The following is a 12,264-nucleotide window of genomic DNA, read 5'->3' as shown; positions in this document are numbered from 1 at the left end:
CGGCCCCTTTCCTGCTGCTGGACAGTTCGTTGATCGCACACGCTTCCCGCTCGTTGAGCATTATCGGTGCCGGCCTCGCCGGGTCCCTGCTGGCCATCCTGCTGTCACGGCAGGGCTGGCGCATCACCCTGTACGAACGCCGCGGTGATCCGCGCGTGGCCGACTACGAGAGCGGCCGCTCGATCAACCTGGCGTTGGCCGAGCGCGGGCGCAATGCACTGCGCCAGGCCGGCGTGGAAGACGAAGTGATGGCGCGCGCGGTGATGATGCGCGGCCGCATGGTGCACCCGCGCGACGGCGCGCCGCAGCTGCAACGCTACGGCCGCGACGACAGCGAGGTGATCTGGTCGATCCACCGCCGTGACCTGAACACCACGCTGCTGGAGCTGGCCGAACGGGCCGGCGCCACCGTGCACTTCCACCGCCGCCTGCACACCGTTGATTTCGATGCTGGCCATGCGCGCTTCATCGATGATCGCGACGACAGCCCGCACGACATCCACTTCGATACCCTGATCGGTGCCGACGGCGCAGGGTCGGCGCTGCGCGCGGCGATGAACCGGCGCGCGCCGCTGGGCGAGGACATCGCCTTCCTCGACCACTCCTACAAGGAGCTGGAGATCCCGCCGGCCGCCGACGGTGGCTTCCGCATCGAGCGCAACGCACTGCATATCTGGCCCCGTGGCCACTACATGTGCATCGCCCTGCCCAACCACGAAGGCACCTTCACCGTCACTCTGTTCCTGCCCAACCAGGGCGATCCCAGCTTCGCGACGGTCAATACCGGTGCGCAGGCCGAGGCGTTGTTCGCGCGCGAATTCGCCGATGCGCTGCCGCTGATCCCCAACCTGCGCGCCGACTGGGAGCAACACCCGCCGGGCCTGCTTGGCACGCTCACCCTGGAGCGCTGGCACCAGCAGGGGCGCGCCGTGCTGATCGGCGATGCCGCCCACGCGATGGTGCCGTTCCACGGCCAGGGCATGAACTGCGCGTTCGAGGACTGCGTCGCACTGGCCCGCCACCTGATGGACGCGGATGACCTGCAAGGTGCATTCGCCGCGTTCGAAGCCGAGCGCAAGCCGAATGCACGTGCCATCCAGCAGATGGCGCTGGAAAACTACCTGGAGATGCGCGACCGCGTCGCCGATCCCGCATTCCTGCTGCAGCGCGAACTGGAGCAGGAACTGCAGCGGCGCTGGCCGACCCGCTTCGTGCCGCACTACACGATGGTCACCTTCCTGCACACGCCGTACGCCGAGGCGCTGCGCCGCACCGAACTGCAACGCGACATGCTGGTGGCCGCCACCACCGGCCATGATTCACTGGACAACATCGACTGGGCCGCGCTGGAAGCGCAGATCCACGCGCAGCTGCCGGTCCTGGAGGGCGCGCACTGATGGCCGACAGCTTCCTGTTCTACGACCTGGAAACCTTCGGCCAGGATCCGCGGCGCACGCGCATCTCGCAGTACGCCGCCATCCGCACCGATGCCGATCTCAACGAGATCGACACGCCGGTCAGCTTCTTCGTGCGGCCGGCCGATGACCTGCTGCCCTCGCCGATGGCCACCCTGGTCACCGGCATCACCCCGCAACAGGCGCTGGCCGAAGGCATCAGCGAGGCCGAGGCCTTCGACCGCATCAACGAACAGCTGTCGCGCCCCGGCACCTGCGCACTGGGTTACAACACGCTGCGGTTCGACGATGAGTTCGTCCGCTACGGCCTGTTCCGCAATTTCCACGACCCATACGAACGCGAGTGGCGCAACGGCAATTCGCGCTGGGACCTGCTGGACATGCTGCGGCTGATGCGGGCGATGCGGCCCGAGGGCATCCAGTGGCCGCTGCGCGAGGACGGCGCGACATCGTTCAAGCTCGAACACCTGGCCGAAGCCAACAACGTGCGCGAAGGCGATGCGCACGAGGCGCTGTCGGACGTGCGCGCGACCATCGGCATGGCGCGGCTGTTCAAGCAGTCGCAGCCACGGTTGTGGGACTACGCACTGAAGCTGCGCGACAAGCGCTTCGTCGGCGGCCTGCTGGACGTGGCCGCGATGAAGCCGGTGCTGCATGTTTCCATGCGCTATCCCGCCAGCCGCCTGTGCGCGGCGCCGGTGCTGCCGCTGGCCGTGCACCCGACCATCAACAACCGGGTGATCGTGTTCGACCTGGACGGTGACATCGACGATCTGCTGGCACTGCCGGCCGAGGTGATCGCGCAGCGCCTGTACCTGCGCGCCAGCGAGCTGCCCGAGGGCGTGGCACGGGTGCCGCTGAAGGAGGTGCATCTGAACAAGGTGCCGGCGCTGATCGCCTGGAACCACCTGCGCGCCGATGACCACGCGCGCCTCGGCCTGGACGTGGCCGCGATCGAGGCCAAGGTGGAACGGCTGCGCGCGTTTGCGCCGCAACTGGCCGAGAAGGCCCGCCAGGTCTACAACCAGCCCCGCGCCGCCACCGTGGCCGACGTTGACGCCTCGCTGTACGACGGTTTCCTCGGCAACGGCGACAAGCCGCTGCTTGCCCTCGCCCGCACCACCGCGCCGGAGCAGCTGGCCGCGCTGGAGGGCCGCTTCCGCGACCCGCGCCTGCCGGAACTGCTGTTCCGCTACCGCGCGCGCAACCATCCCGGCAGCCTCGCGCCGGCTGAACGCCAGCGCTGGCAGGATTACCGCCGCCAGCGCCTGCTCGGCGACGGCGGGCTGGGCGAACTCAACCTGCCCCAGTACCGGCAGCAGCTCGATGCATTGGCCGCCGAAGCGCCCGACGATGCGCGGCGCCAGGCCCTGCTGCAATCGCTGCGCGACTGGGGCCAGCACCTGCAGGAGACACTGTGAGCACCTACTTCTCGGACGCCAGTTTCAGGTTCCTGCGCAGCCTGGCACGGCACAACGACAAGGCCTGGTTCAACGACCACCGCCAGCAGTATGAAGACCACGTACGGCAGCCGTTCCTGCGCCTGCTGGGCGACCTGCAACCGGCCCTGGCCGAGGTCAGCGAACACTTCCGTGCCGATACCCGCGGCGTCGGCGGCTCGCTGTTCCGCATCCATCGCGACGCGCGCTTCTCCAACGACAAGTCGCCGTACAAGACCTGGCAGGGGGCACGCCTGTTCCATGAGCGCCGCCGCGAGGTGGCCGCGCCGTCGTTCTACGTGCACCTGCAGCCGGGCGAGAGTTTCGTCGGTGCCGGCCTGTGGCATCCAGAGCCGGAAACGCAGCGCCGCGTGCGCCACTTCATCCTCGACAACCCGGGCAGCTGGAAGGCCGCCGCGCATGCCCCGGCCCTGCGCAAGCGCTTCGATTTCGAGGAGAGCGAGAAGCTGGTGCGTCCGCCTCGTGGTTTCCCCGCCGACTTCGAGTTCATCGACGACCTCAAGCACCGCAACTGGGTGATGTGGCGCTCGCTGGACGACGCCACCATGACCGGCCCACGCCTGCTGTCCACGCTGGGCAAGGACCTGGCCGCGCTCGGTCCGTTCGTCGATTACCTGTGCGCCGCGCTGGATCTGGAGTTCTGATGTCGCAGGATCTTCCGCTGGCCCGCCAGCGGCGCGTGCTCGGCCGCACCGGCCTGTCCGTTTCACCGATCGGCCTGGGCTGCTCCGGCTTCTGGGGCCATCGCCGCTTCCCGGAGCATGAGGCGGCCGCCGTGGTCGATCATGCGCTCGCCCATGGCGTGAATCTGCTCGATACGGGTCACAACTATTCCGGCTTCCATGCCGAGCCGCGCCTGGGCCGCATCCTGCGCCCGTTGCTGAAGCAGTACCCGCGCGACGCGCTGGTGATCTCCAGCAAGGGCGGCACGCTGACCGGCCAGGCCGGCATCAGCGGTGCCGAGCAGCGCAACTTCTCGCCCGCGGCCATCACCGCCAGCTGCGAGGCGTCGCTGCGCAACCTCGGCCTGGATCACCTGGACATCTACCAGCTGCATGGCGCCAGCGAGCACGACATCAACGACGATCTGCTTGCCGCGCTGCAGCGCCTGCGCGAGCGCGGGTTGATCCGGCACACCGGCATCAACACCCATTCGGCCTCGACCCTGCGCTGGATGATCGCCCATCCCGGCGCCTTCGATGTGGTGCTGCTGGACTACAACGCCCTGCAGCAGGACCGCGAACCGCTGATCGACCAGTTGCAGGCGGTGGGCATCGGCGTGCTGGCCGGGACCGTGCTGGCGCAGGGCCACCTGCTGCCCGCACGCCCGCGCCTGCCACGGCTGGCCGATGGCTGGTACCTGGCGCGCGCCTGGCTGAAGCCCAGCAGCCGCCAGCTGATGCGCAGTGCCCGCCAGATGCGCCGGGCAGTGGCCGCGATCCGCAGCCAGCGTCCGGCGCAGACCGCCTTCGCCTATGCATTGGGGCATTCCGGCGTGGCCAGCGGCATCCTCGGCACCACCCGCATCCGCAGCCTGGACGAGGTGCTGGCAACACGCGTGGAAGCGCTGGGCCCGACCGAGCGCCGACAGCTGGCGGAGGCCTTCGGCGACGGACAGGGTTCGCCCAGTCAGTAAGTCTTCACCCGGTACTGCCGCGGTTGCGGCAGTCTGGTCGCCATGAAGAAACTCTCCGCGCTTGTGGTGCTGCTGGTCCTGGCCTTGGTGGCCTGGTGGTTCGGCGGCCCGTACCTGACGGTCAACGGCCTGTCCAAGGCCATCGAGCAGCGCGACACCGCGCGCCTGGAGCGTTACGTCGATTTCCCGCGCGTGCGCAGCAGCCTGCGCGCGCAGCTCAATGACTACCTGGTGCGCCAGGCCGGCCCCGAGGTGGCGGCCAGTCCGTTCGGCGCCCTGCTCTACGGCCTGGGTGATCAGCTCGGTGGCGCTGCGGTGGACACCCTGGTGACCCCGACCGGGATCGGCGCGATGCTGCAGGGCCACGTGTTGTGGAAGCGCGGCCGCAATGAGCTGCAGGGCGGCGATGCGTTCGGCCCGACCGAGCCGGCACAGCCCCTGAAGCAGGCCGAACACCATTTCGAGTCATTCGACCGCTTCGTGATCGATGTCGATCGCGGCCCCGGCCAGCCGCCGTTGAAGGTGGTGCTGGAGCCGCAGGGCCTGCGCTGGAAGGTGGTGGACCTGCAGCTGGGGCTGTCCGCCAGCCCCTGACCGGACCCGTGGACTGACGGCAATGCCGACCAGGGTCGGCAACGACAGCCCCTAGCCCTCGTTGGCGACGCCGTGGGGCACGTGGCCGGCGGCCACATGCTCGCGGGCGCTGTCGATGTTGTGCTGCGAATCATCGAAGAAGATGTCGGCACCGAACGCCTGCAGGAACGGTCCCTTGTGGCGGCCGCCGAGGAACAGCGCTTCGTCCAGCCGCACGCCCCACTCGCGCAGCGTGCGGATCACCCGTTCATGCGCCGGCGCCGAACGCGCGGTCACCAGCGCGGTGCGGATCGGCGCGCTCTCGCCGGCCGGGAACACTTCCTGCAGCGTATGCAGGGCCGACAGGAAGCCCCGGAACGGGCCGCCGCTGAGCGGTTCGCGGGCCCGTTCGCGCTCGTGCCGGCCGAACGCTTCAACGCCCTGCTCGCGCGAAATGCGCTCACTCTCGTCGCCGAAGATCACCGCATCACCGTCGAAGGCAATGCGCAGCTGCCCGGCCGGACGACCGATGTCGATCTGGTCGGCTGCTGCGGCCGCGGTCTCGCCCGGTGGCTTGGGGAGGATGGTTGCCGCTGCGATGCCATGGCGCAGCGCGCTGCGCACCGATTCCGGGTTGGCCGACAGGAACAGATCGGTGCCGAACGGCTTCACGTAGGGCCACGTCGGCTCGCCGGCGGTGAAGGTCGCGCGGATGATGCCCAGGCCGTAGTGCTGGATCGAGTTGAAGATGCGCAGGCCGGTGTCGGCCGAGTTGCGCGACAGCAGGATCACCTCGACCCGGGGGTTCTCCGGGCTGGCGCCCTGGTTCAGCGCCAGCAGCTTGCGCACCACCGGGAAGGCCACGCCGGGGCCGAGGATGTCGTCCTCGTGCTGGCGCTGGAACTCGGCGTAGGCCGCCACGCCATCGCTCTCGAACAGTGCGTGGCTTTCTTCGAGGTCAAACAGCGCGCGCGAGGTCACCGCGACGGTCAGCAAACGGGGGGAGTTGTCGCCCATCGGTGGGGGTCCTTCAAGCGGTCGGCACGGCCGGCCGCCTATTGTCCTCAAAAAACGAACTGTTCGCTCAGGATCCGGTCTTCCAGGTTGTGCTCCGGGTCGAACAGCAGGGTCACGCGGCGGTCCCTGGACTCGCGGATGGTCACCTCCACCACGTCGCGGGTCTCGTGCGAATCAGCGGTGACACTGACCGGACGCTTGTAGGGATCGAGCACGCGGAAGCGCACCTCGGTATCCGCCTTCAGGATCGCCCCGCGCCAACGCCGCGGGCGATAGGGCGCCAACGGCGTCAGGGCGATGGTATGCGAGCCCAGTGGCAGTACCGGGCCATGCGCGGAGTAGTTGTACGCGGTGCTGCCGGCCGGGGTGGCCACCAGCACGCCATCGCCGATCAGTTCGGCGACGCGCTCCTGGCCATTGAGGTCGATACCGATATGCGCGGCCTGGCGCGTCTGGCGCAGCAGCGAGACATCGTTGTAGGCCAGTGAACCGGTGCTGGTGCCCGATTCGGTCAGCGCCACCATTTCCAGCGGGCGCAGGTTGGCCGGTTCGGCGCGCGCAATGCGGGCCTGCACGTCGTCGTCGCCACGGTACTGGTTCATCAGGAAGCCGACGGTACCCAGCTTCATGCCGAACACCGGCTTGCCGAGGTGCCCGTGCCGATGCAGGGTCTGCAGCATGAAGCCGTCGCCGCCCAGCGGGCACAGCACGTCGGCCTGCTCCGGCGTGTGATCGCCATAACGCGAAATCATCGCCGCGCGGGCCATCTGCGCAGGTTCGGTGGTGCTGGCCAGGAAAGCGATGCGGGGGGTGTCGCTCATCGGTGGATCCGGGTGGGGTGTGCCAGCAAGAGCATACCCGGTAGTGCCGGCCGCTGGCCGGCAACAGCAGCCGGTTGCGGTTCATGCGGTTGCCGGCCAGCGGCCGGCACTACCCGGCAATGCAGAACGGCCCCGCTTTCGCGGGGCCGTTCCGGTTCACGCATGCCAGGCATGGCCTGGCACTACTTCACTTACGCACCATGCGCGGCCAGCTGGCCCAGGCGCTGCACCGCGACCGAGACGGTCGGGTAGTCCAGGGTCTTCTGCTCGGCCAGTTCGGCCAGCATCGCCAGGGTGAAGCGCAGGCTGTTGTCATCGCGACCCATCCAGGCCGCCACCTTGGCTTCGGCGCTGCCACCCTTGGTGCCCAGCACCTGGCCTGCCAGGTTGCGGTGGTTGGCCGCCAGTTCGTCACGCAGCACGCCACGTGCCACCGCATGCCAACGGCCGTTGACCTCCAGCGCGTCGACCTGCTCGAACAGCCACGGCAGCTGCAGGGCATCGCCCAGGCGGAAGTGGACCTTGGACACGTCAACCGGCTTCAGCTTGCGGGTACGGGCCAGCTCGATGATGTCGAACGCCGGCTCCAGGAAGTGCAGTTCGGCCAGCTGCTGCGCCAGCGCGGACGGCAGGCCCTTTTCCTTCCACTCGGCCACCAGGGCTTCGTAGGTCGGACGCTGCGAATCCGGCAGCACGCCCGAAGCAACGCGGATGTCGTTGAACGGACCCTGGTAGCGGTTGACCGCCTCGGTGATGCCCGGCATCGCGCCCGGGCGCGACAGCAGCCAGCGCACGAACGAACGCTGCAGCTTCCAGATCACTTCCAGTGCGTCGATCTGCACCGACTCCGGCACCTTGCCGTCGAGCGCGTCGATCTGCGCCCACAGTGCACGTGCATCCAGCGTTTCACGGCTGATGGTGTAGGCCTTGGCAACCTCGGCGATGGAACGGCCGGTGTCTTCCTGCATGCGCATCAGGAAGGTGGCGCCCATGCGGTTGATGGTCTGGTTGGTCACGGCCGTGGCGATGATTTCGCGCTTCAGGCGGTGACGCTCCATCGCGTCGGCGTACTTCTTCTGCAGCGGGGTCGGGAAGTAGCGCTGCAGCTCCTTGGACAGGTACGGATCTTCCGGAATGTCCGAATCCAGCAGCTGGTTGAACGCCACCAGCTTGGAATAGGACAGCAGCACCGACAGCTCCGGACGGGTCAGGCCCTGGCCGCGTGCCTTGCGCTGCGACAGCTCGGCATCGGACGGCAGGAACTCGATCTGGCGGTCGAGCAGGCCCTGCTGTTCCAGGGTGCGGATGAAGTGCTGCTTGGACCCCAGGCGCTTGACCGCCATCCGCTCCATCAGGCTCAGCGCCTGGTTCTGGCGGTAGTTGTCGTTGAGCACCAGCTCGGCGACCTCGTCGGTCATCGACGCCAGCAGCTTGTTGCGCTGCTCGACGGTCAGCTTCTTGGCCCGCACCACATCGTTGAGCAGGATCTTGATGTTGACTTCGTGGTCGGAGGTATCGACGCCGGCCGAGTTGTCGATGAAGTCGGTGTTGAGCAGCACGCCGGCCTGGGCAGCCTCGATGCGGCCCAGCTGGGTCATGCCCAGGTTGCCGCCCTCGCCCACCACCTTGCAGCGCAGCTCGCCACCGTTCACGCGCAGCGCGTTGTTGGCGCGGTCGCCGACATCGCTGTGCTGCTCGCTGGCGGCCTTGACGTAGGTACCGATGCCGCCATTCCACAACAGGTCGACCGGAGCCTTCAGGATCGCGCTCATCAGATCGTTCGGCGACAGCGCCTTGACGTTCTCGTCCAGGCCCAGCGCTTCGCGCACCTGCGGGGTGATCTCGATCGACTTCAGGCTGCGCGGGTACACGCCGCCGCCCTTGCTGATCAGCTTGGTGTCGTAATCAGCCCAACTGGAACGCGGCAGGGTGAACAGGCGTTCGCGCTCGACGAACGACGTGGCCGCGTCCGGGTTCGGGTCCAGGAAGATGTGGCGGTGGTCGAATGCAGCCACCAGGCGGATGTGGCGCGACAGCAGCATGCCGTTGCCGAACACGTCGCCCGACATGTCGCCGACGCCGACTGCGGTGAAGTCCTGGCTCTGGCTGTCACGGCCCAGGGCGCGGAAGTGGCGCTTGACCGATTCCCACGCGCCGCGCGCGGTGATGCCCATGCCCTTGTGGTCGTAACCCACCGAGCCACCCGAGGCGAACGCATCGCCCATCCAGAAGCCGTGCGCGATGGCCAGGCCGTTGGCGATGTCGGAGAAGGTCGCGGTGCCCTTGTCGGCCGCCACCACCAGGTACGGATCGTCCATGTCGTGGCGCACGACATCCACCGGCGGCACGATCTTGTTGTTGACGATGTTGTCGGTGATGTCCAGCAGGCCCTGGATGAACAGCTTGTAGCAGGCCACGCCGTTGGCGAAGATCGCATCACGGTCGCCGTTCACCGGCGGGGTCTTGGCGAAAAAGCCGCCCTTCGCGCCGACCGGCACGATGACGGTGTTCTTGACCATCTGTGCCTTGACCAGGCCCAGCACTTCGGTACGGAAGTCCTCACGACGGTCCGACCAGCGCAGGCCGCCACGGGCGACCGCGCCGAAGCGCAGGTGGGTACCTTCCACGCGCGGGCCGTAGACGAAGATCTCGCGGTACGGGCGCGGCTTCGGCAGGTCCGGCACCAGCGCCGAATCGAACTTGAAGCTGATGACATGGCCGTGCTGGCCGTTGGCATCGGTCTGGTAGTAGCTGGTACGCAGGGTCGCGTCGATCACGCCCATGAACGAGCGCAGGATGCGGTCCTCGTCCAGGCTGGACACGCGGTCCATCAGCTTCAGCAGCGCATCGCGCGCGGCCTGCATCTGCGCGTCGCGGTCACCCTTGCGGGCATCGACCACGCTCTTGAGCACCTTCAGCGTGGCGTCGTCGCCAGCGGCCAGCACATCGAAGTGGGCCTTCAGCTGGGCCTGGCCGGCGGCGATGTCATCCTTGCTCTCGTGGCCGGTGGCCGGATCGAAGCGGGCTTCGAACAGTTCCACCAGCAGGCGTGCCAGCAGCGGGTAGCGCGCGAAGGTGCCTTCCACGTACGCCTGCGAGAACGGCACGCCGGTCTGCAGCAGGTACTTGCAGTAGCCACGCAGCATGGCGACCTGGCGCCAGTGCAGGCCGGCAGCCAGCACCAGCCGGTTGAAACCGTCGTTCTCGGCGTCGCCATGCCAGACGCGGGCGAAGGTCTCGCCGAAAGCCTCGTCGACGCTGGCGGCATCGATCGCGCCGGCGGTCGACTCGACCTCGAAGTCCTGCACGTACACCGGGGCGTTGTCGACCGTCAGGCGGTACGGGCGCTCGGCGATCACGCGCAGGCCCATGTTCTCCATCATCGGCAGCGCGTCCGACAGCGGAATGTCGTCCAGCTGGCGGTACAGCTTCAGGCGCAGGCCATCGCCGCCTTCGCGCGGCACGGCCTGCAGGCTCAGGCGCAGGTCGTCCGGGCCGGTCAGGGCATCGAGCTGGCTGACATCGTTGGCGGCAACCGCGGTGCTGTTGTCTTCGATGTAGCCGGCCGGCAGTGCCTTGCCGATGCGGGCGGCGATGCGCAGGCCTTCGGTCTCGCCGTGGCGGGCCACCAGCGCTTCGCGCAGGTCGTCCTGCCAGTTGCGCAGCACCTGGGCCAGCTTCTGCTCCAGGTCGGCGGTATCGACGTCGAGCATCTCACCCGGCTTCGGGCGCACGATCAGGTGCACCTGCGCCAGCGGCGATTCGCCCAGCACCACCGAGCTGTCGACGTACTCACCGTGCAGTGCGTCCTTCAGCATCGCTTCGATGCGCAGGCGCACGTCGGTGTTGAAGCGCTCGCGCGGCAGGTAGACCAGCGCGGAGATGAAACGGCTGTACTTGTCGCGGCGCAGGAACAGGCGGCTGCGCACGCGCTCCTGCAGGCCCAGCACGCCCATCGCGGTGCGGAACAGTTCGTCCTCGCTGGACTGGAACAGCTCTTCGCGCGGCAGGGTTTCCAGGATGTGGCGCAGGGCCTTGCCGCTGTGGCTGGCCGGGGCCAGGCCCGACTGCTTCATCACGTGCTCGTGGCGCTGGCGCACCAGCGGGATTTCCCACGGGCGGCGGTTGTAGGCGCTGGAGGTGAACAGGCCGAGGAAGCGCTGCTCGCCGATGATCTTGCCCTTGGCGTCGAATTCCAGCACGCCGATGTAGTCCATGTAACCGGCGCGGTGCACGCGCGAACGGGCGTTGGTCTTGGTCAGGATCAGCGCGTCCTTCAACCCGGACGTGGTGTTCAGGCCCTGCGCGGCCAGGGTCTTGACCGGACGGGCGGCGGACTTGTCCTTGCCGCGCATCAGGCCCAGGCCGGTGTCGTTCAGCGGCGCCAGCACCTCTTCCTTGCCCTGCTTCTCGACGCGGTACTCGCGGTAGCCGAAGAAGGTGAAGTGGTTGTCGGCGGCCCAGCGCAGGAACTCCTGCGCCTCCTTGCGCGACGCCGCGTCGACCGGCAGCTGGCGGCTGCCCAGGTCGTCGGCCAGCGCCAGCGCCTTGTCCTTCATCGGCTGCCAGTCGCGCACGATCGCACGTACTTCGTCCAGCGCCTTGTTGATGGCCTGTTCGATGGCGGCCATGGCGTCGGCCGGCTGGCGGTCGATCTCAAGCAGCATCACCGACTCGGCATCGCCCTCGCCGACCTTGACCAGCTTGCCGGCCTTGTCGCGGGTGAAGCGCAGCACCGGGTGGCCCAGCACGTGGACGCCCACGCCCTGCTCGGCCAGCGACATGGTGACCGTATCGACGAGGAACGGCATGTCATCGTTGACGATCTGCAGCACGGTGTGCGGCGATTCCCAACCGTTGGCCTTCGCGGTCGGATTGAACACGCGGACGTTGGCCTTGCCGGCCTTGCGGGCACGGGCGAATTCCAGCGTCTCAGCCGCGAGAGCGGCCCACTCTTCAGCGCTGTGGTGCGGGAACTCGTCCGACTCCATGCGCTTGTAGAAGTCAGTGGCAAAGGCCACTGCTTCGGCCTGTGCGGCCGCGGGGTAGCGCTTGCGCAAGGCCGTGTACACCGGCTCCAGGGAGAAACCAGCGGTCACTGCGACCTCCGACTCTGCTGGTTTCGTCTTGTTTTTCACGGTCTTGGCTGCGGTTTTTTGCGGTTTCATGGCAGAGCGATGCGCTTGCTCAGTTGGGAAAATGAAATTGTAGCCCTACGGCGCGAAAAGGCCTTGCTGCAGGACGGAATAAGCAGATTCGGGTTTGCTGCGGTTTAGACGCCTATTCAGTTCGCACCGGTATGGGCGTGGCGACCATTTCGGCACTGCCGGCAGGATCGGCAA

Annotated in this window: 8 protein-coding genes; 5 read left to right on the top strand and 3 right to left on the bottom strand. The window is 67.8% G+C overall.

Annotation, left to right across the window (positions count from 1 at the left end; translation table 11 throughout):
- The first annotated feature begins 29 nt into the window (after positions 1-29).
- Genes AC5P9C_RS02195 through AC5P9C_RS02175 form a run of 5 tightly spaced genes read left to right on the top strand, consistent with a single transcriptional unit; the run spans position 30 to position 5,105 of the window.
- Complete coding sequence (locus AC5P9C_RS02195) at positions 30-1,397, top strand: FAD-dependent oxidoreductase (RefSeq protein ID WP_049465833.1); 1,368 nt, start codon at positions 30-32, stop codon at positions 1,395-1,397.
- Complete coding sequence (gene sbcB / locus AC5P9C_RS02190) at positions 1,397-2,836, top strand: exodeoxyribonuclease I (protein WP_057493210.1); 1,440 nt, start codon at positions 1,397-1,399, stop codon at positions 2,834-2,836. The genes AC5P9C_RS02195 and sbcB overlap by 1 nt, the downstream gene beginning before the upstream one ends.
- The gene (locus tag AC5P9C_RS02185) at positions 2,833-3,519 is read left to right on the top strand and encodes a DUF2461 domain-containing protein (RefSeq protein WP_049408575.1); all 687 of its coding nucleotides are present in this window, start codon (positions 2,833-2,835) and stop codon (positions 3,517-3,519) included. The genes sbcB and AC5P9C_RS02185 overlap by 4 nt, the downstream gene beginning before the upstream one ends.
- Positions 3,519-4,511, top strand: a complete 993-nt coding sequence (locus tag AC5P9C_RS02180; protein ID WP_343542331.1) for an aldo/keto reductase — start codon at positions 3,519-3,521, stop codon at positions 4,509-4,511. The genes AC5P9C_RS02185 and AC5P9C_RS02180 overlap by 1 nt, the downstream gene beginning before the upstream one ends.
- A gap of 42 nt (positions 4,512-4,553) precedes the next feature.
- Complete coding sequence (locus tag AC5P9C_RS02175; protein ID WP_074724854.1) at positions 4,554-5,105, top strand: DUF2939 domain-containing protein; 552 nt, start codon at positions 4,554-4,556, stop codon at positions 5,103-5,105.
- Positions 5,106-5,156: 51 nt separating this feature from the next.
- Here AC5P9C_RS02175 and AC5P9C_RS02170 read toward each other — a convergent pair whose 3' ends face one another.
- The 3 genes from AC5P9C_RS02170 to AC5P9C_RS02160 form a co-directional block, all read right to left on the bottom strand.
- The gene (locus tag AC5P9C_RS02170; protein ID WP_019660382.1) at positions 5,157-6,101 is read right to left on the bottom strand and encodes a 5'-nucleotidase; all 945 of its coding nucleotides are present in this window, start codon (positions 6,099-6,101) and stop codon (positions 5,157-5,159) included.
- 47 nt (positions 6,102-6,148) lie between these two features.
- On the bottom strand, positions 6,149-6,922 hold the full coding sequence (locus AC5P9C_RS02165) for an NAD kinase (RefSeq protein WP_049465824.1): 774 nt from the start codon (positions 6,920-6,922) through the stop codon (positions 6,149-6,151).
- 191 nt (positions 6,923-7,113) lie between these two features.
- The gene (locus AC5P9C_RS02160) at positions 7,114-12,090 is read right to left on the bottom strand and encodes an NAD-glutamate dehydrogenase (protein WP_053504756.1); all 4,977 of its coding nucleotides are present in this window, start codon (positions 12,088-12,090) and stop codon (positions 7,114-7,116) included.
- Positions 12,091-12,264 lie beyond the last annotated feature (174 nt).

Source organism: Stenotrophomonas sp. YJH_SMC_10, from assembly GCF_059371555.1.
Note: the sequence above shows the minus strand (reverse complement) of the source record. Positions and strands in the feature narration are given on the sequence as shown.